Origin of the sequence: Streptococcus tangpeifui (assembly GCF_011038795.1) — a bacterium.
GTDB classification, from domain to species: Bacteria; Bacillota; Bacilli; order Lactobacillales; family Streptococcaceae; genus Streptococcus; species Streptococcus tangpeifui.
The window spans coordinates 46151-71130 of record NZ_JAAKDU010000005.1 but is presented as its reverse complement, the minus strand read 5'-3'; the positions used below and the strand labels follow the sequence as shown (position 1 = coordinate 71130).

Below are 24980 nucleotides of genomic sequence, written 5' to 3'. Positions count from 1 at the left end.
TCCTAAAGAACTGCTATTACTGAGAACAGCTACTCCTAACCGATTATGATCTAAATGTTAAAAATAATTCACTTTTCTCTTGACAGCCTTTCTCTGCAGTGATATATTTATAACATAAAGAGTTATAAATATATCACATCTATACCATATAGAAAGAAGGGATGACTTATGAAAATAATGTTTACCAACGGATTGCATTCGTTATTGTGCTCCTTCAACTGTTTGTCATCTGGCTGATCTCAGCTGACTCCCATCCTATCTGGATCAAACATGTCACCTTTGGCATTACAGTGGCTCTGATTTTCATTATCTTTATCATTGTAGGTACTGTCAAATTTCCTGATAAAGGTGCCAAGTCTGATCCTAAAAAAGCTCCTCAGCAAAAGCAAAAACTCCGCTGGGGCTACTTGATACCAAGCTTATCTGTTATCCCAATTATGATTGTCAATGTCGCATCAAATCTTGTTAGTTTCAAGGCTGCTGTCATAGGAATAACATTGGGTTTGATAGCCATCATTTTCGCTATTACTGCTCAGCTGATGAATCGTCACAAAGAAAGTTAGAAAGGTTACTGACTCATGAAAAATAAAAAATGGCTCTATATTTCCTGGCTTCCCCTGATGTTACTCTTGTGGTTTCTCACTCCGCAGGGACATCCTGCTTGGATAAAACCTACTGTTTTCATTATCGTTCTGTTGGTCCAAGCTATCATTTTTTGGCTCTTTCGTAAGGAAGCTTTTCAAGACAAAGAAGATCGTTATTTTGGACTGACTGAAAAGCTCTATAGCATGACAATCTTTGCCGCGTTCGGGATTTATACCAAAGGTCTTTGGGCTCTTACTCCAAATAGCAATCCTATCTGGTTAAAGCATGTCTTTTTGGGCTTGGGCTTACTGATTTTAGTTGCTTTCTTCCTCTACTTTGCTTTCAAAAAAGTGGACGAAAAACCTGATGAACGCTTTTATGCTGACTTGGCTAGAGCTGCTTGCTTGACCCTGACGTTAATTTTAGCCTCTTTGATGATTTTGAGCGTCATCGCCTTCTTTTTCCCATTTACTCTGACAGCTGGGATGGTTTTGATTTTCGGCGCAGTGATGATTTTAGCCTTTGACATTGCTTTCTTCGTCTTTGAGAAAAGAGGTGCTTAAGATGGCTAACATTGTCACTAATCTCAAAGAACTGCGTAAAGCCAAAAAAGTGAGCCAACAGGAGCTGGCGCAATTAGTTGGTGTCCGCAGAGAAACCATTGTTCACCTAGAAAACAGCCGTTACAATCCGTCACTTGAAATGGCACTGAAAATCGCAGAGATTTTCCAGCTGCCTGTGGAAGATATTTTTCAACTGAAGAAGGAAGAAAAGTAGGTGATACAGTGTCACAAGTTTATCGTAGTAAAGGGGGAAAAAGAGCTTCATACTCACTCTATGACCAGCAAGTAGAAGCACTTAATCTTCCTTATCAAGATATTTTTCTTGAAACTAGCTTTGGTAAAACGCATCTTATTGAATTAGGAAATTCTGATAGAAAACCTCTCTTGATTTTTCATGGAGGGAATACCAGTTCACCCTACAATCTACATCAATTTAAATTTTTACTAAAAGATTTTCGCACCTATGCCATTGATAGCATTGGACAGCCTAGAAAGAGTGCAGAAACTGTCCTATCTCCTAAAAATCTTGATTATGGGAAATGGGCTAAGCAGGTGATTGAACAACTTCATTTTCAAAAATGCTAGTCTTAGGCAGCTCTTATGGAGCAGGAATTATCACAAAACTCATAGCTACTGCTCCTGAAAGGATTGAAAAATCCGTTTTGCTTGTGCCAGCCGGCATTAAGAATAATTTATCTCTGAACATTATGCCTTTAGCTTTGTCAATGCTGCAATACCGCCTGACAAAGAACAAGTCCTATCTCTTAAAAAACGCTCTGCAACTAGCCGCTTCCGCTGACAGTAGAGATTTAGAACAGCATATTTTGCCAACCTCGGCAGATAGCTTTGATCATGTACATGTCAGGGCTGGGATGCCTTCAAATATTTTAGAACAATCAGCCAAAAAATGTAAAGCGCCTCTTCTCATTATAGCTGCAGAAAAAGACTGCCTTTTTCCTGCGAAAAAGGTGCTTCCTCGAGCACAAGCCATTTTTAGCAATTGTCAAACCTACTTGCTTGAAAATCGCGGTCACCTTTGTTATTTGACAAAGCAAGAAGAACAACAAATCATTACCTTTTTTAAAGGGAGGACTCATCATGAACGCACAAACTTGCCCTTACTGTGGGGGAACTCAATTTGTGACAGCTAAGCAAAATAAAGGTTATGCTGGCATCTCACGTTCAGGCAGTGCTACTAGTCTAGGTCAATCGATCTGCTTAGAAATCTGCAAAAACTGTGGAACAATTGTTCGATTTTTTGTCGAACATCCTGAAAAATTAAGTTAAAAATCTCGCTGATTTAGCGAGATTTTTTTGATAGGATAAGCAAGTAACAACTTAATAAGAAAGTCAAGGCTGTCATGCTGCCTGTTCCATACTTTTCAAGCGGACTGTTACTGACAAAGAAATTAAAGCAAGTGGCTAAACCTAGAAAGACCGTGACAAGCTGGATAATCCTAGTAAGTGTTTTTTCCTGCCAAGATGATTTTAGAATCCCGCCATAAAGCAAATAACTATAACCAAAGAAGGTCCAAAGCAAGAATAAAGCCAGATTAACTGGTCTCAGCCACAGCGGGAAAACCGTATAAACTCCGCCAAAAACAAATTGCCCTAACGGAGCTCCTATCAGCAGCAGGAAATGTAAGAACGCTTGCGAAAACCAAAGCAGAGCACTGACCAAGGATAGCTGTTTGATTTTCATCTCTTTCCTCCTAATCTTATCCAAGCAGTCTGCTACTAACGTTAATACAACCACCTTATCAGAAAGCGGGGACCCATCAGAAATTGTCTTAAAATCTCTGGCTGGCAAGTGATTCCAACGAGCAGTTAAAACGGAATCCTCTTGAACAGGCCGCTGCTTCGCTGCAATTTATTTAGTGCTATAATAGCAAAGGAAGATTAAGTTGTCTAGAAAGAGGTAGATCATGGAGATTAAAGATATTGAATATGTTAAAACAATTATTGATTACGGCAGTATCACCAAGGCCGCAAAGGCCTTATACATTACCCAACCGTCTCTAAGTATTTATATCAAAAATATGCAACAAAGATTGGGTTTTGACGTTTTTTACCAGCGTGGAAAGAAACTTGAGCTAACCTACCTTGGAGAAGAATTTTTAAAGTATGGTTTACAAATCCTTCGCATTCAAGAAAATTTTAACGATACTGTACAGAATGCTTTAAATAATAAATTTGGCCGTTTGCGTTTAGCTATCCCCCTTTTGCGAAGTTCCTATTTGGTGCCAGAGTTGTTACCTAAATTTCATAAAGAATTTCCTAATGTCGATATTCAATTAAATGAATCCTCATCCGCTTCATTTCCTTACCTCATTGAAAATGGAAATGTGGATTTGGCTCTAATGAATCGGACCCAAGAAAGTCACCTTCTAGAAATCAAAAAAATAAAATCAGAAGAAATCTTAATTGCTCTGCCTGCCAAGCACCATCTAGTAGGACAAAGCCATCTAAAAAAAGAGGGAGACTATCCCTCTCTAAGCCTAGATCTCTTGGCTGATGAATTATTCATTTTACACCAGCCAGACCAATTTTCAAGGCATATTTCCGACAATATCTTCCTAGAAAATCACTTCCAGCCAAAGCAGGTTTTACAAACCCGAAATATCGAGACTGCCGCCAACCTTGTTGCCAACAATCTGGGCGTTTGTTTCATTAACGCTTCACATACCAAGCATTTAAATGACAACGCCAAAATAAAATTTTTTTCGCTGGAACAGAAAGTCTATGTTGATTTAGTGGTTGCCTACCGCAAAAACAGACAGCTTCCTAGTTTTGCTAAAGCCTTTATCGAAATTTGCAAACACAGTATTTAAATCGGGATGGCTCCTGTCAAAACAGCAATGCTCGTCTGTAAAACGAAACTGGCAAAGCCCCATTTCAAATATTCCTTTTGATAATCCACAAAGCTTACTTCCGTCCGATCAACTAAGACATATAAGAAAGCAACGAGGGGACTAGCGAATCGAATAGCTTGTCCCATTAAAGAGGCTACTCCAATTTGAACAGGTGTTGCCCCATAAGAATAAGCAATTGGGGCGATAACAGGTAATAAGCCAAAATAGAAAGCATCGTTTGGCAAGAAGAACAAACCAGGCAAAGAAATCAGAGCAAAAATCAGAGGGATATAACCTCCCAAGCTATGGGGAATCATTGATACCAACTGATGCGCAATAGCAGCGCTCATGCCGCTACCATTTAAAACACCCATGATGACCCCAGCACCGAACACCAAGGAGACTGGGCCGAGAGCTTCGGCACCATTTGCCAGTAAACGGGAATTTTGAAGAGATAGATCACGATAATTGACAATCAGAGCAATAGCTGTCCCAGCTAAGAAGAGGATTCCTCCGTTGACGATATCCAACACCAGCAAAACCATGATGGCCACCGTCATAATAAGATTGAAATAAATCAATTTAGGCCGCTTGTATTCAACGTTTGTCAGAGTGACATCATCAATAATACTTTGTGTTTCAGACTGAGTGAGGATTCCTTGCCCTTTGACATAGCCGAGTCGTTTTCTCTCCTTCTTACCATACGTATAAGCCTGAAAAATAGCTAAGAGCGCTGCAGCAACCATCCCCGGAAGGACTGGTAAAAGGAATTCCTTAGGCCCAATATTTAGGACCGGCATTGCACGCGCCATGGGACCGCTCCAAGGCACCAAGTTCATAACAGAATTACCAAAACCGATGATGGCCGCCAAATAAATCTGCTTCATTTTCATCTTCTTAAACAGCACCAACATCGAAGCTGTAACAATCAGAACGGTCGTTGTACCGTCACCATCTAAGGAAACCGACAGCGTAATGACTGCTGCGGCAACCATAATCTTCATCGGATCACCCTTAGCCCATTTGATCATCATAACGGCTAAGGGATCAAATAAACCAACATCCAGCATAACAGAGAAATAAAGGATGGCAAAAAGTAAGAGGGTAATAGTCGGTGCAACCCCTGTTGTGATTTTTCCTCCACTACCGACAGCATAATAAAGTCCTTGATAGACCCATTCAAAAGTTTTCAAAAATGGGACGCCGGTTATCAAAGCCGCTGCTATTCCAAAAATTAACGGAACCAAAATTAGTCCTGCAAAGGGGCTGATTTTTTTGCCTAGCAATAAGGCCATGAAGGTAATGATCATTAAATATCCGAGTATAGCTAGCATAGGACTATTCCCCCTTAATAAAGGCCGTTCCTGTCATAATCTTTCTGGCTGTCCGATAACTCGAAACAGACCTAATAACAGTTTTTCCTTCAACAATCTCACTCTTGACAGAAACCGAAATCTTGCCGCTACTATGGGCAATCTCCAGCTTATCACCAATCTCTCTATCCTGAACCAACTCATAAGGTATCGTTCCCTTTAGATGAGTAGCTGCTCCAGTGCATAGGGCACCTGTCAAAGCAATGGATTTATGAGCCTTTTGCATACTCATCATACGGACAGCAATATCAAAATTGGATTCTTTTATTTCTTTTCCTTCTTTAGTCAGGTAAGTTTTTGGTTTAGAAATAATTGTCAACTTAGGGACACCTGGAGTCAGAACTGCACTATCTTTAGGGTCTTTAATAATTCCCATCAGTACGGCTGCCTTACCGCGAATTTCTTCCAAAAGCTGCAGGAGACTATCCTTGCTATCAATCATTTCAGGGGTCTCGATTCCCTCTAAGCCAATATCTTCTGCCCGAATATAGACGAGGGGATTGGCGACATCAACTAAGGAAACGTCAATGTCTTTCCCATCACTTAAGGTTATGACATCTTTTGCTTGTCCCGTTGGGAATAATTGCCCACTGAACGCCCCAGCAGGCTCAAGAAATTCCAGCTCAATTTTTAAGCCTTTACCCGGAACACCAGATATCTCAAAATCGCCTTCATAGGTCAATCGCCCATCTGGCGTTGGGATATACTCGTTGATTACTTTCTTGGTGTTTGTATTATAAACTCGGACCAAGGTTTGGGGTGAGCTGGTTTTAACCAAATTATTTTCAATGGCATAAATACCGACTGCAGACGAAATATTTCCACAGTTTCCAGAATAAGAGACAACGGCCTTATCCACAGCAACTTGTGCAAAGGTATAATTGACATCCCAGTCATTAACCGTCTCTTTAGAAATAATAGCCACCTTACTTGTCGTTGAAACAGCCCCACCCAGACCATCAATTTGTCTGGCATCAGGACTTCCCATCAATTTCAAGAGAATTTTCTCTCTGTCGCCGAGGTCACTTGGCAAAACTGCTTCATCAATAAAAACTGCTTTGCTAGTCCCACCACGGTAAATACTCACTGGTAAATCTACTAGCATTCTTAACCTCCTCATATAAGATACAACAGAGGCTTGTTAGCTAAGTGCTTCGCACTTGATAACAAACGCCAATCACTAGAGTGAATTGGCTACCTCTCCTACTAACTTCGTTTGATTAGTAAAATCGACTAACCAAACGTCGTGTCGCAAAGGGCGTCCGCGGATAAAGCAAAAATAGGAGGTTCGACGAAGACGCTTGCGTCTAGGAAGAAACTATCTTTTTTGCACAAGCCGCAGCCCGTGTTCGATTATTAAGATATGGCAGAGGCTTGTTACCTAAGTGCTTCACACTTAATAACAAACGCCAATCACTAGAGTGAATTGGCTGCCTCTCCCACTAACTTCGTTTGGTTAGTAAAATCGACCAACCAAACGTCGTGTCGCAAAGGGCGTCCGCGGATAAAGTCAAAATAGGGAGTCCGACGACGAATCATCAAAGATTCTAGGAGAACTCATCTTTTTGACACAATCCGCAAGCCCATGCTCCGTTATCCAAACCAAGACTTATCAAATTTTTGCCAATAAATTGGTTAACTCACTAATGTCAATGTCTTCAAGCCGAGCAATCGTATCTGCAATTTTTTGAGCTAGAGTCTGGTCAATAGATTCTGTCAGCAAATGATATTTTTCCAATAGGACCTCCCAAGTCGCTGGTCTGGAAGTAAAACCTTGGTAATCATCTTTATCAATCGTATAAACATGACCATCATTGGTTTCTACTTCCAATCTGATAGCCATCTCATTCGGAAAACGTTTGCTGAACTCAGGATTTTCCCTAACGGTTACTTTTTGCAAGAGATTTTGAATATCATCTTTTAGGATCCGATCTTGTTCATACTGGGCTGGCAAGACCTGACCATCCAAATAAGCTGCTGACAGCATGTATGGAAGCGAGTGGTCGGCTTCCTCCTTGAGACGAATTTGTTTCTTATCGCCTTCTTCGCCCCCTCCAATAATATTAAAAGCAACATCAAAGGTATCCAAACGAATTTCCTTAATAGCTTCTGGAGCAAGGTGTTCCTTATTTCTAAATTCAATCAAGCCCTCAATTGAAGACTGGGAGTGGATTTCAGCATTGTAGCGCTTGATAATTGTCTTTAAAACACGTTCCAAACCTTCTTTTTCCCAGTCGATTTCAAACTTACCCGCAATAGTTTCATAGAAGCCTTTATTGCCTTCAAAAACTTCTCGTGGACCTGTAATATTATACTTTGCCAAGAGAGCCGAAGACATTGCACCGCGGGCTGTATTCGGTGCCGCCAAACCTTTCCAGTTCGACAGTGCACCCGTCCGAGTGACCCGCAGAGAATTATAACTAGTTCCTGAGATGGCGATAGCATTTGCAATTTGCGTCTGTGTCAGTCCCAAGGCCTTAGCCGCACCAGCTGCAGCCCCATAAGCTTCCTGAACAGTATGGTCAAAACCATGTTTTCTGACAGGAGCCTCATCAGAAAGTCGGCACTGGATTTGGTAAGCAATCGCTAGACCAAGAAGAAAGTCTTTCCCCGTCCCATGATTGTGCTCTGTTGCTGCCAGAATAGCTGAAATATTATCAGACGGATGGCAGGTTTCTCCTTTAGCTAAATAAGAGTCGTTATAATCTAAATAACGAATAGCTGCACCATTAAACAAGGCTGCATAATCTGGTGTAGTTTTTCCCCCGCCAATCATGGTCACCGAACCATCAGCAGTTAAATCATGCGTCATTTGCTGGATATTCTTGATTGTCTGGCTATTCAAAGCACCAATGGCACAACCAATAGCATCAAGCACACGTCCCTTCAAAGCAGCTACTTCTTCTTGAGAAAGGTCAGCAAAATTTTTTGTAGCAGCCCATTTAGCCATTTGTTCAACAACAGTTAAATTTTCCATCTTTTATCTCCTTTAAATTTTTTCACCCCCATTATATTGCAAGCGGATTCATTACACAAATTAATGTTTTTTATGATTTTAATAGATGAAACCTATTATCGATAACCAATGACATAAGTTTATCATTCAAATGACACACCTTCTGACTAGGTGCTTAGAGTATTAAAAAAAAACCGCTAATCTAGCGGTTTTAAAACGATAATAGAGAGATGGATATGCCTATAATCCTGCTTGAAAAACTCTGGATGACCTTGTATAAATCTGGCTACAATAGATGAGATGGAGTTAAAATAATGATTACGCGATAAAAAGTCAGCTCAAAGAGGCCATATAGGCTCCCCTTATCATCCTCAACGAGATAAGTCCTGATCTTTCCATATTTCTACTCTTTTTAACCTATCAAAATCCTTGCTCTTTTAAAGCGTCAGCTAAACGGCCAAAATCAGCAATCGATAAAGCTTCACCCCGGACACTCGGCCTTAGCCCTGCCATTTCTAAAGCCTGCCTCAGTTTTTCTTTGACATTTTCTGACTTGCCAAAGCGGTTGGTTAAATTATTCCACAAGGTTTTACGACGGTGAACAAAGCTAGCTTTTGCGACATCGAAAAGAAAATCTTCATTTTGCACCTCAACCAAGGGCTGATCACGGCGTACCATTTTCAAAATAGCGCTATCCACATTCGGCGCGGGTACAAAGACCGTCCGAGGTACAATAAAGGCTACCTCAGCCGCCATATAATACTGTACTGCAATAGACAGAGACCCGTAAGCCTTGGTATTGGGCTCAGCTGCGATACGGTCGGCCACTTCTTTTTGCATCATGACCACAAACTCTGCAAAAGGAATCTTGCTTTCGATCAAATGCATGAGAATCGGCGTGGTGATGTAGTAAGGCAGGTTGGCTACAACTTTGATAGGCAGGTCTGGATTTTTAAACTGCTTGATTTGGGTCTGCAAATCAGCCTTGAGGATATCTTGATTGACTACCTGCACGTTGTCAAAATCACGCAGGGTATCTGCCAAAATCGGGATGAGACGGTCATCAATTTCAAAAGCCATGACCTCAGCAGCCTTCTCCGCCAAAAACTCGGTCAAAGCTCCGATACCGGGCCCAATTTCGATGACATTAACATTTTTGTCAACCTCTGCCGTATCGACAATCTTCTGTAAAATATTGGTATCGGTCAAAAAGTTCTGACCGAAGGATTTTTTAAAGGTAAAGCCGTGACGCTCCAAAATGGCTCGGGTCACGGAGTAGTCTGCTATTCTCATAGGGGCACTTTCTATTTTAATTCTTTCTACCTATTTTACCATAAATAAAATAGGGGTAACGGGCATAGAACAGCTGAGCTAATTAATCAATAAAAATCGAGAACTCTTCGACCTTTCTCCTAATATGGGGATGCCCAGATTCTAAAGCTTTCCCCACAGAAAGCAGCAAAATAGGCTCCCACTCAGCAGATATATTCAAGAAGTCTTTCACCGCCTCAAAATCCACACCCCTCATCGGTACACTGTCATAACCAAATGTACGGATAACATGCATAAGGTTCATTGCAAAGAGACCAACATCCAGTCGTAAGCCTTCAACATCCTTATCTTCGGGATGAAGGGCAAAGTACCGATCTATCCGCTCTGAGCGGACAGCTGCTTCAGCTTTTGTAATAGCACCTTTTTCCATATAAAATTCCTGCCACCAATCCAAATCGTAGGCCTCTTTATCTCCAAATAAGAGAAACACTGCGGAGGCTGTCTCAACCTGCGGCTGATTAGCTGATAATTTCCTCAATTCTTTTTGCTTCTCCTTATTTTTAACAACTACAACGCGCCAAGGCTGAAAATTATTACCAGACGGCGCGTAACTGGCATGTTTCAGTATATCGACGATCACACTTTTTTCCAAGATGGATTGGGAATCAAAATGCCTAACAGACCGACGTTCATCCAAAAAGCTTAAAATATTTTCCATAATCTTGTATCCTCCTTTGTATTTCTTAACGATTTCATTATAATAAAGCTAATGATGAAAAAACAGTAGTCACTTTTTTGTGACTACTGTCTTAGGAGATCTTTCTATGCAAACAAACACACACTGGAACTGTGGATTATCAAGATTAATGGACAGCATTTCAGGGAAATGGAAACTCAATATTATTTGGATTATCTCACAGCATGAGCCCATTCGTTTTAATCAGTTAAAACGTGAAGTAGAGGGGATCACCAAAACCATGCTGACACGCGCTTTAAACGATTTAATAGCCGATGGCCTAGTGCTCAAAACAGACCTACAAACCTTACCTTTTCACACTCAGTACCGTTTAACAGCAAAAGGACAAGAGCTGTTGGAGCTCTTACTCAGGCTCAACAATTGGAGTAAAGATAATATGTAGCTGCCCTCTATGTTAGAAAGCAACAAAATATTGACATTTAGTCTATAAATTTATAGACTGTTACCAGTATTATCTATTACAAGGAGGCCATTTATGAAAACAATCAACGCCACGTTCTTTATTAAAGAGGATAATCGTCAAGATTTCTTGCAGGCGATTCAACCACTGATTGAATCCTCAAGACAAGAAAAAGGAAACCGCAGCTACCAGCTCTATCAAGCTGTGGACAAGCCCAATCAATTTATCATGATTGAACAGTGGGAAAATCAAGAAGCTATCGATAGCCACAACCAAACACCGGTCTTCACCCAATTTTTCGACCAATTGTCTGACTGGTCAGCAGCTGAACCAATTGTGACTGTGTTTGACTAAATGATTCTAAAGGGAGTGGGAATACGAACCAAAACTTTCAATTTTTGGGTTCTTTCCCACTCCCTTTGTAATTCTTTTTCACAGCTGACTCAAACGCTTCGTGACACTAAGCTTACGCATGGTGGCTTTAATCGCCATTTTCTTTTCTAAAAAGTTCGTATTCAGCCGTTTCTTTTCAGCATCACGTGGTAGATAAAGATACAGACATTCACTTCCGACGGCAAACAATTCATCATCAAAATCTTGCTCTAGGAGCTGGGCGACTTTCTCCGAAGGCAGTGTATCATTAGTAAAAACCAGATGAACACGTGAGCTATCATATCCGTCATCAAAAGGATTCTCCTGAGCAGCCATTAGTTGCTCAGGACTTTTGATAATGACGGATAAATCTGCACCGATTTTTTCTAAAATGGTATCGTGAACGAGGTTTTTGACGTCTTTATCGGCTAAATCCGTCTCGCAAACAATATTCCCACTCTGAATATAGATCTCTACGGCCTGCAAGCCTACTGTCTCTAAAATCTCTCTAAGATAAGCCATCTTAGGAATGCGATTTTGCCCTGTCGGTGTAACCCCGCGTAAAAGGATGATTATTTTCTCCATCAGGTCTCCTTACTCTGAAAATGAGGCCATCAATCTGGCATAAGCGGCAACATCTCCCGTAGAGAAATAGTCAAACCAAGCTTCGATGGTTTTATTAGAATACAAACCCAACTTTTCCACAATAAGTTTTGCCCACAAGAGTGAGCCAGCAGAGCTTGCTGTGATAAGATTGCCATCACAAACAGCCACATCGTCTTTATAATTTCTCTGCCCAGTATAATGAGGACTCATTTCTGGGTAAAAAGGAGCATTGCTCGTATGGAAACGTGTATTTAAGGCACTACGGTCAGCCAGCCCCAAGGTAGCACCGCAGATAGCGGCAACCAAGATCCCCTCCTGTAACAACTTGGCCGCAAGGTTCAAAATAGCTGCTTGCTCCTCATCTAGCCAAGTCTCACCGCCAATGAGCACCAAAGCTGCTGTACTCGCAACATCTATATCATCTAGACTTAAATCGGGCACTAGAGTAATGCCGCTGGCTGTCCTAATCGGCGCTTTTGTCCTGCCTACCGTCTTAAAAGAAACTTTGGGCTTTTTCAGCATAGTCTGCAGGCTCAGAGCTTGCATTAGATAGCCATGTTCCCAATCGGCCATAGTATCTTGGACGTACATATAAACGGTTTTCATCATTCCTGCCTCACACACTCCTATTGAATAACTTTTTCCATGTATTTACCTCACGGAGTACCTAAGTATAGTTTTTTGCTTGTCTTCAGCTGTTCTGTTGCGATTGCTTAGGTAGATTTCTCTGTGAAAATCGGCTGTTCGTGTAAGGTTGAGATCATTGGCAAGTTGCTCCATCAATGCAAAAGACTTGGGTTCATCATCGTAGCTTCCCATATGTAAGATCTGAATAGCTTTGCCATCTTTTACTTCTTCAAAGCCTATCTCATCATACAAGTCATTAGGCTTTTTCTTTCTAACAGTCTCAAGCGCCTTGGTAAAATCCTTCTGCCTTATAAAATCAGGTTGTTTAATCATCAGTGTATAGGTCAGTTTGTTTTTATCAAATGCTGACTCATCACCATTTTCCCAAAGTCCCTCCAAAGGATAGACGGTAAAATCCGTCACTTCAGCATCGGACCTATCTTTCATATCTTTCTTATACTGCATCTTGATAGCATAGGCCAGCGCATATAGGGCGGATATCCTATCTGAAAAATCCGCTTCATTGGGATTACCTTTGCCTTTTATCAGGATAAACTGCTGTTTGGGTACTTCTACTACGACCGGTGTCTGCTTGACACCATAAAGAGCTTTTTCCTGTTTTCTCCATTCGTATTTCATGATCTAATCCTCCTGTATTTTGATAGTTCTATTGTACAGGAAGATACTTGACACCATTTGTCAGGTTCTATATTTTTTGGCCATTTTATGAGTCATTTCTCTCATTTGCTTTCGAACATCCTCTGGTTCTAAAACTTCTACCGCATCTCCAAATGAAAGAATATAACGATAAAGGTTGTCATCATTAGGCAGTTCTATCTCAGCATAGAGATTGCCCTCTTTATCTTCTGCAGCATTTTCTGCCATTTCATCGTAGACCCTAAATGCTGCTGTTTTATCAAATTTCATTTTGATTGCTACTGTATCTTCAGTCTTTACTTCCCTTGGCAAAACAATACTGTCGAATTGATCGTTAAAGCGATCCCGACACGTTTCAAAGCCTTTGATACGAGACAGTTTAAAATACCGGAAATCATTTCTGAGCAAACAAAAACCATAGACATACCAATCCCAGCTTTTAAATAAAAGCCTGACGGGTTTGACTTCTCTATAGGTTTCTTCTTTACTGCTGGAAAAATATCGGAATCTCACAATATTTTTATTGATAATAGCTGACTTTATGTCTCTAAATAACTCATCATAGGCTTTATTCCCCTGCCAGCTATCAAAATCAACCTCTATCCAATTGGTGTTTTTCATTTTAAAGAGGGCAGACAGTTTTGTCAGAAGCTCATTCTCATATTCTTTACTTGTTCCCTCCAGACCTTTCAGGGCGATTAAAATCTGCTCTTGTTCTTTCCCAGAGAGCAGTGATTTCCTCAGTACAAAGTCATCAGAAATTTCAATGCCACCACCCTTGCCTTGAGTCGCATAAATCGGAATGCCTGCACTGCTGATAACATCGATATCTCGGTATATGGTCCTGACGGAGACTTCATATTTCTCAGCCAATTCATGAGCCGTTACTTTACCCTTCTCTAGGACGTAGTATAGAATTCTAAACAGTCTATTATTCTTCATGATTCAATCGCTCCTACAAATAGGACAGCACAAGCCTGACAGAGATTATCGAGTTAGGATATTTCTCACTCAACAAATCTTTCAAAACCTTCTGCAAATTTGCTTGGGAAAAATTCCGTAACCTCATATTCTGCGATGGCGTTGACATTGAACGGATCCTCCGCAAGAATAGTATTTAGCTCATTTTCACTTTCAGCATTGCAGAGAATAATCCCTCCTGTCCTTGGATTTTTACGCCCAGACGCAATAAAATCTCCAGATCCATAATACTTATCTAAGAAAGCGACATGGGCTTCCAGATATTTTTCCACATCTTCTAATGGTTTCACATAGTTTAAACTAACGATGTACATACTAATAACCTCCGTTTCGATTAATTTATTTTTATTACTCTCACAACCTAACTTGGCTCTCTAAAAATTTAGATATAACCTCTTCAATCTGTCCCAAGTGAGAAGTAAGCACTTGATGGGCTCCACCTTCAATCCATTCTAATTGAGCTACCTTTATACGCTTGGCTAACTCTCTGGCAGCCCTCTTATTGGGAACATCTTTTGTTCCACATAATACCAAAGTCGGACAAGAGACTGCCGACAATTTTTCTTCTAGATTAACATCTACCATGGAATTCATAAATTCAATCGCCCGATTTTTTGTCAGCCCCAAACCTTTAAAAGTCTGCTCAGGCATGAAATGAAAGATGAAATTTTGTACTTTTATCAGCCATTTGGGTGTCTTATACTGAGCAGAAATTAAGATCAAGCCAGAAACTTTATCCTGATGAGCAGCCGCATAATGTAAGGCCAGTATAGCTCCTAGTGAATGTCCAGACAAAACCAATGGCTCGCTAGTAGCGTGACAGTAATTCTCTAAACCTTCATACAATTGCCTGTAATGTGGATGCTCTTTATCAAACCAATCCCCTAAAGGCAAAATAGAAGATTTTTCTGAAGGAATTTTAGTTGCTATATCTCGCCAGACAGATGGAGAATCGCCTAAACCGTGCAGATAAACATGCTCCATTTCCCTTCCTCCAATTTTTAATTTTTTTGATAATTCTCCATCACTTCCTCAACCTCTGCCAAGGTCACGCCAAATAGTTCTAAGCGTTTGAGGAGTTGCTTACCGTTGGTGTAACCTATTCGCAACTGTTCACCGAGGTACTCACGGCGCTGACGACTGTCAGCTCCCATGAGAAGGCCGAGGCGCATGAGATCGGATTGGGTAATATCAAAATGATTGTCATCATCGTAGCTGCCAAGTACCCCAGACAAAGCTTTTTGCAAGTCCTCGAAAGAGGCATGCTCAACACCGAGCGAGCGCCCCTTGTTTTTTGATTTTGGCACAGCTTCATCACGGTTAAGAAAGGCATGTTTAGCGGTCGGTACAGCCTCCATGATGATTTTGCGGATGCGTTCCCCATTGTAGTCAGGGTCGGTGAAGACGATAACACCTCGTAACTCATTGAGATAAGCGATGCGTTCTAGATCCTCATCGGTAATGGCAGAACCCTTGGTTTCGTAGGTATCAACCTCATAAAAACGGCGCAGATTGGCCGTGTCACTCTTGCCCTCGACGACGAGGACTTCTTGTATTTTAATTTTATTTTCCATCATTTTTATTGTCGCTATGTGCACAAACTGACTAGCGGATAATTAATAAACCTTTTCAAATACTTCACACAGCATAGGTGCTTGTTCGTAAAATTCTTTTCCTATTGCTTGGTATTCCTGATTAAAAAAATCATCATGAACCTTTTTCCAGTAAAAATAACTCCTATCACCTTCCCCCTCATGCCAAGCATGCTCAGGTGAAATCAAATAATAGGGCATAAGGTAGGTCACCTTGGTTTGAGTGACACAGACTGGTTCCTGTGAGCCATTGAGGATAATGTTATAATCACCAACTTGTGGAACATACTCTCCCGCCTCATATAATTCATAAGATGAGGTCGTTGCTGTTTTTATCCCTCTATTGACCAAATCTGCTAGCTCATCTGCCATCTCTTTGGTATTTCCAAAGCTCCACGCCTCATACTTGGTATCTTCTGGTAAATGTAACTTCTTACAGCAACGGGCCCAGTAATCCTTGATCGTGTCAGTCATATAGTCTTTTTCCTTATCTAGCAGTCAATTTCAAAAATACGTAGAGCATTTTCAGTCGTAGCTTCAGCCACTTCTTCGCTCGTTAGCCCTCGTAGTTCGGCAATCTTATCAACGACATAACAAGTATAGGCCGTGCGGTTTTCTCGGCCGCGTTTAGGCACAGGTGCTAGGTAAGGGGCATCGGTTTCCACTAAGATTTTGTCAAGCGGTAAACCAGCTGCTGCTTCTTGCACGTCCAGTGCTTTTTTAAAGGTCACGACACCTGAGAAGGAAATCAACATGCCTAGATCCACGAACTTCTGCGCCATCTCAAGAGACCCTGAGTAGGAATGCATAATGCCACCACATGGACCGACACCTGCTTCCTTGATAACTTCATAGGTATCCTCAAGCGCATCACGAGTATGGACAACAAAAGGCAGGTCATAATCCTTGGACAGCTGGATTTGGCGTTTAAAGACCTCGATCTGAACGTCCTTGGGATCTTCCATCCAGTGGTAATCCAGACCGATTTCACCCAAGGCAATGACCTTAGGATCATGCAGGTGACTGACAATCATATCTTCGACTTCCTGCGTGTAAGAACCAGCCTCAGTCGGATGCCAGCCGATAGTCGAATAGAGTTCAGGAAACTGACGAGACAGCTCTAAGCTCCGCTTAATCGTCGGCTCATCAAAACCAACGATATTCATCCTCGTCACGCCGAGTTCACGCGCTGCTGCAATCTCTTCTGCTTCTTTTCCTGTAAAATTTTCTACGTTTAAATGGGTATGGGTATCAAATATATTCATGCCTTTATTTTATCACAAAGTCCAGATAAAAAGAGCCCAAATCATATTTGAGCTCTGCTATTGTATTCTTTAATTTAGTTCTTGGAATTTACCATCTTTGATCTCGGTGTAACCTTGATCTTTCAAAGCCTGACTGGATTGCTTAAAGCTGATATGATCAACCCTTTTGCCATCAGGTACCTGAACTTGCAAGAGGTCAGCATTGGCATTGATATCAACCTTAGAAAAATCCACTGTTGTGGTTTCAACCATTCGATCGCCTTGATAGTCAACTTTATGCTTAATTCCCTTAACACCGTCCCACTTGTTACCGCCGTGCGCTTCTAAATATTGCTTGGCAGCATCAGCAGAATCCACCTGAATAGCTGCGTAAAGCAGGGTAGTTGTGGTGGTCATTTTCAGCACTTTATCATCTTTATACTCATAGTGATTCCGGACATCCATCTGTCCCGCCTTTACTAATTGAAAATCAGCTGTCTCGCGAGGACTAGTATTCTCAGTCGCTTGTTTGCTGCCGCAAGCCACTAAGACCAGGGCCGCTAAGAAAGCGACTAAGCCGAGGGCTAATTTTTTTAAGGTCATAGGATGAGCTCCAATCTTTATTTAATTCAAAGCTATTATAGGAATCCCGATAAAACTTGTCAAGCGCTTTCATAAAACTTTTGAGGAAAAATCACAAAAAATTAAAAGAGACAGGAGCGCCTACCACTTCAGAGGTGAGGAGGTAGGTCTCTAATTCCCTTTATATTCTTTAGGAAATTGGCTTAAAATCGATTCTAGGAAAAATCCATGTCTAAATTTGTTGTACCATGCGCTATAATAAATCTACATAGCATTATGTGAGTATGTATTTAATAGGGGATAGCCATGAGCCTACAGGTCAGTATTAGAGTATTGAAAGAACTTAAGGAAAAGCTAGTGGGGCTTGCAAAAGAAGAAGGCAAAACAGTTACCCAATAAGCACCGTTCTAGCTGACGAAAAAGGTACAGAGTACAGAGGCTAATAGCAGTCGCATAGAGGAGATACCAACCAAGGGCTGATTTTGAGTGAGAAAGAGCCTACTATACCTCTCAGATTGAGAAAGAAGATGAGCAGATAGCTGAAATTAGCGAAACCAACCAAAAACAGCTATAACTGATCGCTGTACTATGAGAAATGAAACCCTCCTAATCGAAGAAAACCACTCAGGTAGCAGAAGATTTTCGGAAGAAAAAATAAGGCAAATTAGGCTGATTTTTAGCATAAATATACCGATTTTATGAAAAAATGGGCTAAAAATTGAATATCCCAGTTTTCAAATAAAAACAAAAGGTAGTTAAACTCTAAAGGAATCCAGTAAAGACAATGGTTCAACTGCCTTTTATAATTGATTAATTTTTTTTTTCGAAAAATTTAGTTTTTAGGAAAGTCGTCTGTTTGAGGTTCTATTTTTTAACAATCTCATATAGTCGCTTCTTGAAGGAATGAAGTGGGTGATAATCACTTCCTTATTCTCTTCGTCAACGACAAATAAAATGAGATAGTCATCAGAGATAAGAGCCTCAGTCTTAAATTTGTCGTGCAATTTCCTGCCAATTCTATCATCAAAATCAAATCCAGATGGCATAAAAGTTAGGTTGTTCACCTTAGAGCGGATTCTATTCACGACATTCTTAGCTCCAGAAGCACTAACGTTTGAGATGAAGTTGAAGATTTCATCTAACTCGCTAATCGCTTCTTTTGCATATCTGATTTTATAATCCATAACGCTCTACCAAATCTGTATCAGTGTAATAGTCCCCAGATTGAACATCTGAGACCCTTTGATTGATTTCATTTTTCAATTGCATGAACAAAAATTCATTTTCAAGTTCTTCTTCATCTGGCAAGTCTACAGATTTTGTTAGGGCCACATTTTTAAGAAAAAGAGTCATTCCTTTAGCAAGACTATAACCATTCTCTTTTAGGACTTTACTTGCGGAATCCAAAGTATCTGAATCCATTTTAAAAGCTACACTTTTCAAAGATGCTGATTTACTCATAGCATTACCTCCTGTATTTTAAACATGCTATCTATACATGTAATTATACGACTATTATATTAATCTGGCAATTATTTTATGACTAGGGAACACGAAGATATCATTATTTGTGAACCTATTAGCACATTTAGGTCAGATAAAACTTATCATCAAAATCATAAATATGGAAATTCAAATAAATTGTTCTTCATTATCCAGACCTAGTATAAGATAATGAATCGTTTATATCTGTCGCCATTGCGAAACGTATATTTCCTGCGATGCTAAGAACTTAATCTGTTCCCTGTGTATCTAAAAGCTATATATAAAGTATATAGGCTAGTTTTCCTTCCTCCCCCAGTGCCCGTCCTGATAGTAAAAATCAAATATATTAGCAACCTTACCAAGGAAAATCTTTTCTGCTATCAGTGTCAACTATTCTACTTTGTTTAATGTAAAATCCATTTTTGTCTCCTTGATTAATCAAATTTTTTATTTTTTTCAAAGCGTGTTTTTGCCACTTTTGGAAAGGGGGGCGTGAAAAAATTGCTCTTCGATCCAAACTGCTTCATCTGGACTAATTTTCATAGTCACAATTTTTAATCCTTCCTGAAAAAGCTCGTTATCTAAGACTCTGATAAATCGAGCAGACTCTAAAAAGAGCCTTAATATACTTGTTCTTTTGATAAATTTCTTCTAGAAATTCTTCTTTTTCAAATGTTTACCCATTTCGATCTTTTTCTTGTGCTCTATTGAGAACTTCTTCTAAATCATTGATTTTATTATTCATAATTTTCTCCTTCTTTTTTAATTTGATAATAAAAAAAGAGAAGCTCTATTGGCCTCTCTTGTATGGCTCTCCATTTACTAGATTGACGCAGCCGTAGGAGCAAGACTTGTTAGCTACGCCCCCTGCTGGCTTTTTCCGTTTTGGCACAAGGCCAAAACGGAAAATCTAAACGAATGCGATGAATATCGTTCATTTACTTCCAACCTCCAAAGCACCCCCAGACCTTTAGAACTGTGCGGGGGTGGGCTAAAAAGGTCTGGGAGACTTTTTTAATCAGAAAATAAAACTGGCAAAGCAAGTGTCAAAAACGATCTAGGGGAGACCCTTGCAAGTCATCACCTTAGCCAAAACTGTCATTTTTAGGGATGATTTCACTCCCTTATTACTTTTTAGCCAGCTTTGAAAGCCTCAAGCTGACCTGTATAATTAGCCCAGTCTTGAGTCAGGAAATCGTCACTGATATGATAATCTGGTTGAACCTGTTTTTGCGTCAAGAAAGGCTTGACATACTTGTCAACAGCTAACCAGCCATTCCAGCCCAAGTGAATGGTATCCTGCATAAAGTAAGGACGCTCCCCATCCTTAGAAAGGTCAGCAATATGATTAAATCCTTGACTTTGCAGTTGATATTTGATTTTAGCAACAGACTCCTGATACATTTTAGTATCCAGCCCTGTATAATTAGACCATTTCTTATTAACCGGTGGAATGATAAAAAGCACGTCAGTATTCATCTGAGCAAACTGATGGAGCACCAACTGCAAATCATTGAACTCAGGCGACTTAGTATAGTTGAATGTCTTCTGGGCCCCTTTCAAGGCCTTGTAATTTCCCTTAATCCGATTGTTATAGAAATGATTAGAGATCCCAAAGCGGTTGTTGTTCGTTGCCTTGGCCGCTAATTTATCAGCTTTGGCTGACAGAGCCTCGTAAGAGAAATCATCCGGTAATGTAGCAGCCTTCTTGACAATTTTTTCATCATAGTTCAGACTGTTTACAACAAATTGACTATAGAAGTTATCTTCCTTTTTCAATACCTGTTCCCTAAGCTTGAGCTGGGCTCGATCGGATTTGGATAATGTTTGTCCTTTAGCAACTTTTTCTACCATCTTAGACAGAGAGGCCGCTGGATAAAGCCTAAGGAAACGTTTTGCTGCATAGCGATCATAAGGGGTTCCTTTTTGATTCTGCAAAAAGCTCACCAGCTGGTCGTTGCTAAAGAAGCTTTGAAAGGCTGCCGGATTAGCACCATCCTTGACGAACCATTGGGGAGAAATAACATAAACCGCCTGCTTATGGGTCATCTGAGGAATAATTTGCTGCATGCCATAGTACTGAGTTAGAGATGCCGCACCTTTTTGTCCCAAGAGATAGGGAGTATAGCCGCGGTCGTAGGCATCAGCTAAGACGGAAGGGTGCATGGCATCTATCCGTGACCATTCACTGGAACCAAAAAAAGGAACAAAGCGATGTCTAGGGTCACCGAGAGCACGGACTTTCTTGGCCCGACTTTTAAAACTAACCTTAGTCAAAGCGGCTGCATCAGTCTTCTCAGCCTGAAAGGAATGTCCCCGATTAGTCGGATAAAGACCAATTAGGGCAATAACCAAGATAAAGGCACAGATCAGAGGGCCAAAAATTTGCCACAAACGTTTAAGCATTGCGTAACTCCGTTACTCCTTGAACAATCTTATTGGCAGTATTCCAGTCATCACGACCAAATTCTGAAACAGGTACACTGATATCGAAATGATTTTCCAATTCAACAATCAATTCAACAGTCCCCATACTATCGAGCACACCGGCATCGAATAAATCCTCGTCCATCATATCAGACACATCTTCCATGAAAAGATCGTCAATAATTTCAATAACTTCTGCTTTAATATCCATTTTTATTCCCCTTTACTTTTTAATCAGTGGATTATTAAACCACTGGGCATCTAGGAAACCTGAGAAGAGCAGGAAGGAAACCATCACTACATGGAAAGTAATAAAGATCCCTAAAGCTTGCGTCCACTTATTATCAGGCAGAGGCTCCTGCCCCTTCTTCCTTCTTTCCTTATTGATTTTTTTCTTTTTTCGGAACCAGGCATCATTAATAACAAGACCGACACCATGGAAAAGACCGTAAGCGATATAGTACCAAGTCACTCCATGCCAGAAGCCCATTACCAACATATTAACGAGATAGGCTACGCTGGAGGTGACATTGCGATTGTCAAAAACCTTCTTTTGAATTAAGAGCTTAACCAATCGCATGAAAATGAAATCTCGAAACCAAAAAGATAAGCTCATGTGCCAGCGATTCCAAAATTCCTTTAGATCCCTTGAAATGAAGGGCTTATTAAAATTAATTGGGCTCTTAATTCCCATGAGATTGGAGATTGCTAAAGCAAACATAGAATAGCCTGCAAAGTCAAAAAAGAGGTCCAAACCATAGGCATACATAACACCGAGAGTATAACGGTTGAAAATACCGCCCATTTGAAGGGAAGCTTCCTTCATTGGATTGAGTAAGTAGGTCTCATCCAAATAGGCAATGATAAACTTGTAGAGAAAGCCCAGCATAATCCAATAGACAGCCTGCTCCAGCATGTTGAGCAGCTCATCTCGTTCAGGAATATTTTGGTAATCCTCATCAAAACGCTTGAAGCGATCAATTGGGCCACTTGAAAAAGTTGGCATAAAGAGCAAGAAACGCAGGAACTGCCAGAGAGTAAATTCCTTGAGCACTCCGTCTCGCATCTCAATAATCATGCCGACCGCTCGAAAGGTCAGATAGGAAATCCCTAGAAAACCAAAGAGGGAGCCAAAACCATGCGATATAGTCGGTGCTACTTTGACAAAGACCAGCGGCAAAATCGACAGGCCAGTCCACACATAGAAAACTCCAGAACTATTGGCTCGCCCGCGATAAACCTTATAGGAAAAAACCAAGACTGTTTCCCAGATGACATAAAACAAGAGGGAAATCAGCTGATTAAGATCTTTTCCTGTCAGCATCAGGACAATAAAAGCCAGACTGACTAAGGCTTCATAGGGAGCGAAACGTTTCTTGAAGAAGAGGCCAATGAAAATCGGCAAAACCGCCAAAATAATATAGACAAAATACTGGGGATTCCCATAAGCCTCCAACTGAGGCAGAGAGGTCAAAAAGCTGATCATCGCTTATTCACCTCATTCATAAGTCCTTTAATATCAATCTTGCCATTAGGGGTCAGCGGCAGGTCATCACGATAGAGAAATTTGGAGGGCATCATGTAGTCCATCATAATATCCTTGAGATCCTCTTTGATGGCCTTAGTGATATCCAAGGCCTTGTCAAATTGCTCCGCCACTCCGTCTTTGAGAACGATATAGGCCAGAAGATTTTGCACCTTGTGGTCTTTATTGTAGCGCGGAACTGCTACAGCTGAATCAACATACTGAGACTTATTAAGGCTCTGAGCCACATCTTCCAACTCAATACGGAAACCGTTGAACTTGATTTGGAAATCCATCCGACCACCGTAGAGCAAGAGGCCTTCATCAGTCATCTTGCCCAAATCTCCTGTATGGTAGGCTGGCAAACCCTTATAACTAAAGAAAGATTCTGATGTCTTTTCAGGATTGTTGAGATAGCCCTTGGATACGGCAGGGCCTGAAACGATAATTTCACCCTGCTGACCATTAGGCAGCGGATTGCCCGCTTCATCAATGACATAGGTTGGCGAATCCTCCTTGGTATATCCGATTGGCAGGCGCTTGCAGGTTGCCAGCATCTCATCGGTCACAGCAACAGCTGATAAAGCAACGGTTGCTTCGGTTGGGCCATAAGCGTTGACAATACGGGCCTGAGGGAAACGATCTCGCAATTTCTGAGCCGTCTTAACCGTTAATTCTTCCCCATCAAAGTAGAAATGAGTCAGCTGAGGCAGGGTTTGGCTATTAAAATCATCCGACAGCATGGCCATATCAACAAAAGATGGTGTTGAAGTCCAAACCCCAATCGGTAGCTCATTGATCGTTACAAAAAGTTTCTTAAAATCAACAATAATTTCCTTAGGGAGGGCAAAGAGGGTGCCGCCCTTAGCTAGAGTCGGAGCCCAGTACATAACCGATAAGTCAAAGGAATAAGGCGGCTGAGCCAACATCTGCGGATGCTCAGGAATGCTGAACTCTGGATCGCTGATTAGCCAGTTGGTGAAGCTCAAGAGGTTGTCATGTGAGATTTGCACTCCCTTTGGTTTACCAGTCGTCCCTGAAGTAAAAATAATATAGTAGTTATCATCTCCTTGAACAGGATGGGTCAACTGGTAGACTGTTTTTGTCGCAAAAGCGGCTTTAACGTCCGATAGACTTAGTATCGGCGTAGTCACATTAGCCATCGGAAAGGCACCGATAGAAATGATCAGGCTAGGTTTAGCGACTTCTAAGATGGCTTCAATCCGATCTAAAGCTGAGTGCTGATCAACCGGAATATAGGCATGGCCTGACTTACTGAGGGCAAGAAAACTTGCTAACATTTCATACTCTTGACCACCAAAAACCATGACTGGTGATTGAGCAGGTAAAGCCAAAGTATCAAGGTAAGCAGCTAGACTATCAGAGTCAGATTTTAATTCACCATAAGTATGGACTTCTCCCAGAATATTATAAACGGGATAGTCCGCCTGAGACTGAGCAAAAGCTTCAATCGTCTGAATCATATCTTTAATCACAGTAGTCTAACCTCTCTTAAAATTCGTTGTAAATAAAGTTGCCTTGACCGCGGCCTAGATAACTAAAGAAATATAGTAACATCAGAATGATAATAAAATACAAGGCTGTCCGCCACAAGAATCGCCAATAGGCCTTCATGTTTGCTTTCCCTCTCATCTTTGAATTTGCAGATTTAAGCTCCCTCTCAGACCGAGTTACCAACTCCAATCAGAATCAGTCTTAAGTCTTCCCTCTGCAATATTTAGTCTCTTTATTTTACCATATTATTACAGAACGGAGATAGGTAACCGTTTTCAGGTTAAGCAAATTCCTGAAATCTCATTTTTGAAATAGGAAGAAGACTAGAATTTAGCCAAGAAAAAATCAGCTCCCTCGAGTAAGAGCTGATCTTGTGTTTGATGTCATTATGCAGACAAGACTTTACGTCCTTTGCGGCGACGTGCTGCAAGAACACGACGGCCGTTCTTAGTTGCCATACGATGACGGAATCCGTGTTTACGTTGACGACGGATCTTACTTGGTTGGTAAGTACGTTTCACCTGGAATACCTCCTCATAGATTTTCGTATTCGTTTAGCCGGCTATTATTATGATCAGTTACTAAACATACTTATTCATTTTATCCTAA

Annotated in this window: 32 protein-coding genes; 8 read left to right on the top strand and 24 right to left on the bottom strand. The window is 40.8% G+C overall.

All coding sequences use genetic code 11. The annotated features are described in order from the left end of the window. Nucleotides 1-161: 161 nt before the first annotated feature. From G7Y32_RS05940 to G7Y32_RS10315, 5 genes are read left to right on the top strand one after another with little or no spacing between them, the layout of a single operon-like run. Nucleotides 162-563, top strand: coding sequence for a hypothetical protein (locus tag G7Y32_RS05940; RefSeq protein WP_165211966.1), 402 nt, complete (start codon nucleotides 162-164; stop codon nucleotides 561-563). A gap of 15 nt (nucleotides 564-578) precedes the next feature. Continuing rightward, a complete protein-coding gene (locus G7Y32_RS05935) occupies nucleotides 579-1148 on the top strand; it encodes a DUF3796 domain-containing protein (RefSeq protein WP_165211963.1) in 570 nt (189 codons plus the stop codon). Nucleotide 1149: 1 nt separating this feature from the next. Next, nucleotides 1150-1362, top strand: a complete 213-nt coding sequence (locus tag G7Y32_RS05930) for a helix-turn-helix transcriptional regulator (protein ID WP_165211960.1) — start codon at nucleotides 1150-1152, stop codon at nucleotides 1360-1362. 8 nt (nucleotides 1363-1370) lie between these two features. Continuing rightward, nucleotides 1371-1733, top strand: a complete 363-nt coding sequence (locus G7Y32_RS05925; RefSeq protein WP_165211957.1) for a hypothetical protein — start codon at nucleotides 1371-1373, stop codon at nucleotides 1731-1733. Continuing rightward, nucleotides 1727-2299, top strand: coding sequence for an alpha/beta fold hydrolase (locus G7Y32_RS10315; RefSeq protein ID WP_206221358.1), 573 nt, complete (start codon nucleotides 1727-1729; stop codon nucleotides 2297-2299). The genes G7Y32_RS05925 and G7Y32_RS10315 overlap by 7 nt, the downstream gene beginning before the upstream one ends. A 149-nt stretch (nucleotides 2300-2448) precedes the next feature. On the opposite strand, the gene G7Y32_RS05910 is transcribed toward G7Y32_RS10315, so the two are convergent. Further along, nucleotides 2449-2850: a hypothetical protein gene (locus G7Y32_RS05910; protein ID WP_165211951.1), complete on the bottom strand. Its 402-nt coding sequence runs from the start codon at nucleotides 2848-2850 to the stop codon at nucleotides 2449-2451. A gap of 223 nt (nucleotides 2851-3073) precedes the next feature. Between G7Y32_RS05910 and G7Y32_RS05905 the strand changes: the two genes are divergently transcribed. Then, complete coding sequence (locus G7Y32_RS05905) at nucleotides 3074-3979, top strand: LysR family transcriptional regulator (RefSeq protein WP_165211948.1); 906 nt, start codon at nucleotides 3074-3076, stop codon at nucleotides 3977-3979. Here G7Y32_RS05905 and G7Y32_RS05900 read toward each other — a convergent pair. From G7Y32_RS05900 to G7Y32_RS05880, 5 genes are all read right to left on the bottom strand, one after another. Beyond that, nucleotides 3976-5334 (bottom strand): CitMHS family transporter, encoded by a 1359-nt coding sequence (locus tag G7Y32_RS05900; RefSeq protein ID WP_165211945.1) that lies wholly within the window; start codon nucleotides 5332-5334, stop codon nucleotides 3976-3978. The two genes, G7Y32_RS05905 and G7Y32_RS05900, sit on opposite strands and share 4 nt — an antisense overlap. 4 nt (nucleotides 5335-5338) lie before the next feature. Further along, on the bottom strand, nucleotides 5339-6478 hold the full coding sequence (locus tag G7Y32_RS05895; protein ID WP_165211942.1) for a 2-methylaconitate cis-trans isomerase PrpF family protein: 1140 nt from the start codon (nucleotides 6476-6478) through the stop codon (nucleotides 5339-5341). Nucleotides 6479-6985: 507 nt separating this feature from the next. Then, nucleotides 6986-8350, bottom strand: a complete 1365-nt coding sequence (locus G7Y32_RS05890) for an MmgE/PrpD family protein (protein WP_165211939.1) — start codon at nucleotides 8348-8350, stop codon at nucleotides 6986-6988. Nucleotides 8351-8749: 399 nt separating this feature from the next. Next, nucleotides 8750-9622 (bottom strand): 16S rRNA (adenine(1518)-N(6)/adenine(1519)-N(6))-dimethyltransferase RsmA, encoded by an 873-nt coding sequence (gene rsmA / locus G7Y32_RS05885; protein WP_165211937.1) that lies wholly within the window; start codon nucleotides 9620-9622, stop codon nucleotides 8750-8752. 82 nt (nucleotides 9623-9704) lie between these two features. After that, a complete protein-coding gene (locus G7Y32_RS05880; RefSeq protein ID WP_165211935.1) occupies nucleotides 9705-10319 on the bottom strand; it encodes a nitroreductase family protein in 615 nt (204 codons plus the stop codon). Between the two features lie 106 nt (nucleotides 10320-10425). On the opposite strand from G7Y32_RS05880, the gene G7Y32_RS05875 reads away from it, so the two are divergent. Next, nucleotides 10426-10740, top strand: coding sequence for a winged helix-turn-helix transcriptional regulator (locus G7Y32_RS05875; protein WP_165211933.1), 315 nt, complete (start codon nucleotides 10426-10428; stop codon nucleotides 10738-10740). A 93-nt stretch (nucleotides 10741-10833) separates the two neighbouring features. Next, nucleotides 10834-11112 carry a putative quinol monooxygenase gene (locus tag G7Y32_RS05870; RefSeq protein ID WP_165211931.1) on the top strand — a complete coding sequence of 93 codons (279 nt, stop codon included), beginning with the start codon at nucleotides 10834-10836 and terminating at the stop codon, nucleotides 11110-11112. Nucleotides 11113-11190: 78 nt separating this feature from the next. Here G7Y32_RS05870 and G7Y32_RS05865 read toward each other — a convergent pair whose 3' ends face one another. The 18 genes from G7Y32_RS05865 to rpmH all read right to left on the bottom strand — a co-directional run bounded on the left by G7Y32_RS05865 (nucleotide 11191) and on the right by rpmH (nucleotide 24892). Continuing rightward, the gene (locus G7Y32_RS05865) at nucleotides 11191-11715 is read right to left on the bottom strand and encodes a DUF1697 domain-containing protein (RefSeq protein ID WP_165211929.1); all 525 of its coding nucleotides are present in this window, start codon (nucleotides 11713-11715) and stop codon (nucleotides 11191-11193) included. Nucleotides 11716-11724: 9 nt separating this feature from the next. Beyond that, nucleotides 11725-12342, bottom strand: coding sequence for a DJ-1/PfpI family protein (locus G7Y32_RS05860; RefSeq protein ID WP_165212117.1), 618 nt, complete (start codon nucleotides 12340-12342; stop codon nucleotides 11725-11727). Nucleotides 12343-12387: 45 nt separating this feature from the next. Further along, nucleotides 12388-13002 (bottom strand): GyrI-like domain-containing protein, encoded by a 615-nt coding sequence (locus G7Y32_RS05855; RefSeq protein WP_057489988.1) that lies wholly within the window; start codon nucleotides 13000-13002, stop codon nucleotides 12388-12390. A 60-nt stretch (nucleotides 13003-13062) separates the two neighbouring features. Beyond that, nucleotides 13063-13962 carry a helix-turn-helix transcriptional regulator gene (locus G7Y32_RS05850; protein WP_165211927.1) on the bottom strand — a complete coding sequence of 300 codons (900 nt, stop codon included), beginning with the start codon at nucleotides 13960-13962 and terminating at the stop codon, nucleotides 13063-13065. Nucleotides 13963-14027: 65 nt separating this feature from the next. After that, on the bottom strand, nucleotides 14028-14315 hold the full coding sequence (locus G7Y32_RS05845) for a YciI family protein (RefSeq protein ID WP_165211925.1): 288 nt from the start codon (nucleotides 14313-14315) through the stop codon (nucleotides 14028-14030). 40 nt (nucleotides 14316-14355) lie between these two features. After that, on the bottom strand, nucleotides 14356-14985 hold the full coding sequence (locus tag G7Y32_RS05840; protein WP_165211923.1) for an alpha/beta fold hydrolase: 630 nt from the start codon (nucleotides 14983-14985) through the stop codon (nucleotides 14356-14358). Between the two features lie 17 nt (nucleotides 14986-15002). Then, nucleotides 15003-15575 (bottom strand): ribonuclease M5, encoded by a 573-nt coding sequence (gene rnmV / locus G7Y32_RS05835; RefSeq protein WP_165212115.1) that lies wholly within the window; start codon nucleotides 15573-15575, stop codon nucleotides 15003-15005. Between the two features lie 42 nt (nucleotides 15576-15617). After that, on the bottom strand, nucleotides 15618-16067 hold the full coding sequence (locus G7Y32_RS05830; protein WP_165211921.1) for an ASCH domain-containing protein: 450 nt from the start codon (nucleotides 16065-16067) through the stop codon (nucleotides 15618-15620). A 17-nt stretch (nucleotides 16068-16084) separates the two neighbouring features. After that, entirely contained in the window at nucleotides 16085-16858 is a 774-nt protein-coding gene (locus G7Y32_RS05825) for a TatD family hydrolase (protein WP_165211919.1), read from the bottom strand. A gap of 69 nt (nucleotides 16859-16927) precedes the next feature. Beyond that, nucleotides 16928-17440, bottom strand: a complete 513-nt coding sequence (locus G7Y32_RS05820; protein WP_165211916.1) for a DUF1307 domain-containing protein — start codon at nucleotides 17438-17440, stop codon at nucleotides 16928-16930. Nucleotides 17441-18258: 818 nt separating this feature from the next. Then, nucleotides 18259-18603 (bottom strand): type II toxin-antitoxin system RelE/ParE family toxin, encoded by a 345-nt coding sequence (locus G7Y32_RS05815; RefSeq protein WP_165211913.1) that lies wholly within the window; start codon nucleotides 18601-18603, stop codon nucleotides 18259-18261. Then, on the bottom strand, nucleotides 18593-18880 hold the full coding sequence (gene relB / locus G7Y32_RS05810) for a type II toxin-antitoxin system RelB/ParD family antitoxin (RefSeq protein WP_165211910.1): 288 nt from the start codon (nucleotides 18878-18880) through the stop codon (nucleotides 18593-18595). The genes G7Y32_RS05815 and relB overlap by 11 nt, the downstream gene beginning before the upstream one ends. A 1158-nt stretch (nucleotides 18881-20038) precedes the next feature. Continuing rightward, on the bottom strand, nucleotides 20039-21310 hold the full coding sequence (gene dltD, locus G7Y32_RS05805) for a D-alanyl-lipoteichoic acid biosynthesis protein DltD (protein WP_165211907.1): 1272 nt from the start codon (nucleotides 21308-21310) through the stop codon (nucleotides 20039-20041). Then, on the bottom strand, nucleotides 21303-21542 hold the full coding sequence (dltC, locus tag G7Y32_RS05800) for a D-alanine--poly(phosphoribitol) ligase subunit DltC (protein ID WP_165211904.1): 240 nt from the start codon (nucleotides 21540-21542) through the stop codon (nucleotides 21303-21305). The genes dltD and dltC overlap by 8 nt, the downstream gene beginning before the upstream one ends. 12 nt (nucleotides 21543-21554) lie before the next feature. Further along, nucleotides 21555-22817 (bottom strand): D-alanyl-lipoteichoic acid biosynthesis protein DltB, encoded by a 1263-nt coding sequence (gene dltB / locus G7Y32_RS05795; RefSeq protein ID WP_165211901.1) that lies wholly within the window; start codon nucleotides 22815-22817, stop codon nucleotides 21555-21557. After that, nucleotides 22814-24352: a D-alanine--poly(phosphoribitol) ligase subunit DltA gene (dltA, locus tag G7Y32_RS05790; RefSeq protein WP_165211898.1), complete on the bottom strand. Its 1539-nt coding sequence runs from the start codon at nucleotides 24350-24352 to the stop codon at nucleotides 22814-22816. The genes dltB and dltA overlap by 4 nt, the downstream gene beginning before the upstream one ends. Before the next feature lie 16 nt (nucleotides 24353-24368). Beyond that, a complete protein-coding gene (locus tag G7Y32_RS05785) occupies nucleotides 24369-24491 on the bottom strand; it encodes a teichoic acid D-Ala incorporation-associated protein DltX (RefSeq protein ID WP_165212113.1) in 123 nt (40 codons plus the stop codon). A gap of 266 nt (nucleotides 24492-24757) precedes the next feature. Next, complete coding sequence (rpmH, locus tag G7Y32_RS05780; protein ID WP_004228750.1) at nucleotides 24758-24892, bottom strand: 50S ribosomal protein L34; 135 nt, start codon at nucleotides 24890-24892, stop codon at nucleotides 24758-24760. Nucleotides 24893-24980 lie beyond the last annotated feature (88 nt).

Excerpts from the sequence above, each read along its gene's own strand:
- G7Y32_RS05940 (WP_165211966.1), top strand. The coding sequence starts at position 162 with ATGACTTATGAAAATAATGTTTACCAACGGATTGCATTCGTTATTGTG.
- G7Y32_RS05935 (WP_165211963.1), top strand. The coding sequence starts at position 579 with ATGAAAAATAAAAAATGGCTCTATATTTCCTGGCTTCCCCTGATGTTA.
- G7Y32_RS05930 (WP_165211960.1), top strand. The coding sequence starts at position 1,150 with ATGGCTAACATTGTCACTAATCTCAAAGAACTGCGTAAAGCCAAAAAA.
- G7Y32_RS10315 (WP_206221358.1), top strand. The coding sequence starts at position 1,727 with ATGCTAGTCTTAGGCAGCTCTTATGGAGCAGGAATTATCACAAAACTC.
- G7Y32_RS05910 (WP_165211951.1), bottom strand. The coding sequence starts at position 2,850 with ATGAAAATCAAACAGCTATCCTTGGTCAGTGCTCTGCTTTGGTTTTCG.
- G7Y32_RS05905 (WP_165211948.1), top strand. The coding sequence starts at position 3,074 with ATGGAGATTAAAGATATTGAATATGTTAAAACAATTATTGATTACGGC.
- G7Y32_RS05900 (WP_165211945.1), bottom strand. The coding sequence starts at position 5,334 with ATGCTAGCTATACTCGGATATTTAATGATCATTACCTTCATGGCCTTA.
- G7Y32_RS05895 (WP_165211942.1), bottom strand. The coding sequence starts at position 6,478 with ATGCTAGTAGATTTACCAGTGAGTATTTACCGTGGTGGGACTAGCAAA.
- G7Y32_RS05890 (WP_165211939.1), bottom strand. The coding sequence starts at position 8,350 with ATGGAAAATTTAACTGTTGTTGAACAAATGGCTAAATGGGCTGCTACA.
- rsmA (WP_165211937.1), bottom strand. The coding sequence starts at position 9,622 with ATGAGAATAGCAGACTACTCCGTGACCCGAGCCATTTTGGAGCGTCAC.
- G7Y32_RS05880 (WP_165211935.1), bottom strand. The coding sequence starts at position 10,319 with ATGGAAAATATTTTAAGCTTTTTGGATGAACGTCGGTCTGTTAGGCAT.
- G7Y32_RS05875 (WP_165211933.1), top strand. The coding sequence starts at position 10,426 with ATGCAAACAAACACACACTGGAACTGTGGATTATCAAGATTAATGGAC.
- G7Y32_RS05870 (WP_165211931.1), top strand. The coding sequence starts at position 10,834 with ATGAAAACAATCAACGCCACGTTCTTTATTAAAGAGGATAATCGTCAA.
- G7Y32_RS05865 (WP_165211929.1), bottom strand. The coding sequence starts at position 11,715 with ATGGAGAAAATAATCATCCTTTTACGCGGGGTTACACCGACAGGGCAA.
- G7Y32_RS05860 (WP_165212117.1), bottom strand. The coding sequence starts at position 12,342 with ATGAAAACCGTTTATATGTACGTCCAAGATACTATGGCCGATTGGGAA.
- G7Y32_RS05855 (WP_057489988.1), bottom strand. The coding sequence starts at position 13,002 with ATGAAATACGAATGGAGAAAACAGGAAAAAGCTCTTTATGGTGTCAAG.
- G7Y32_RS05850 (WP_165211927.1), bottom strand. The coding sequence starts at position 13,962 with ATGAAGAATAATAGACTGTTTAGAATTCTATACTACGTCCTAGAGAAG.
- G7Y32_RS05845 (WP_165211925.1), bottom strand. The coding sequence starts at position 14,315 with ATGTACATCGTTAGTTTAAACTATGTGAAACCATTAGAAGATGTGGAA.
- G7Y32_RS05840 (WP_165211923.1), bottom strand. The coding sequence starts at position 14,985 with ATGGAGCATGTTTATCTGCACGGTTTAGGCGATTCTCCATCTGTCTGG.
- rnmV (WP_165212115.1), bottom strand. The coding sequence starts at position 15,575 with ATGGAAAATAAAATTAAAATACAAGAAGTCCTCGTCGTCGAGGGCAAG.
- G7Y32_RS05830 (WP_165211921.1), bottom strand. The coding sequence starts at position 16,067 with ATGACTGACACGATCAAGGATTACTGGGCCCGTTGCTGTAAGAAGTTA.
- G7Y32_RS05825 (WP_165211919.1), bottom strand. The coding sequence starts at position 16,858 with ATGAATATATTTGATACCCATACCCATTTAAACGTAGAAAATTTTACA.
- G7Y32_RS05820 (WP_165211916.1), bottom strand. The coding sequence starts at position 17,440 with ATGACCTTAAAAAAATTAGCCCTCGGCTTAGTCGCTTTCTTAGCGGCC.
- G7Y32_RS05815 (WP_165211913.1), bottom strand. The coding sequence starts at position 18,603 with ATGGATTATAAAATCAGATATGCAAAAGAAGCGATTAGCGAGTTAGAT.
- relB (WP_165211910.1), bottom strand. The coding sequence starts at position 18,880 with ATGAGTAAATCAGCATCTTTGAAAAGTGTAGCTTTTAAAATGGATTCA.
- dltD (WP_165211907.1), bottom strand. The coding sequence starts at position 21,310 with ATGCTTAAACGTTTGTGGCAAATTTTTGGCCCTCTGATCTGTGCCTTT.
- dltC (WP_165211904.1), bottom strand. The coding sequence starts at position 21,542 with ATGGATATTAAAGCAGAAGTTATTGAAATTATTGACGATCTTTTCATG.
- dltB (WP_165211901.1), bottom strand. The coding sequence starts at position 22,817 with ATGATCAGCTTTTTGACCTCTCTGCCTCAGTTGGAGGCTTATGGGAAT.
- G7Y32_RS05785 (WP_165212113.1), bottom strand. The coding sequence starts at position 24,491 with ATGAAGGCCTATTGGCGATTCTTGTGGCGGACAGCCTTGTATTTTATT.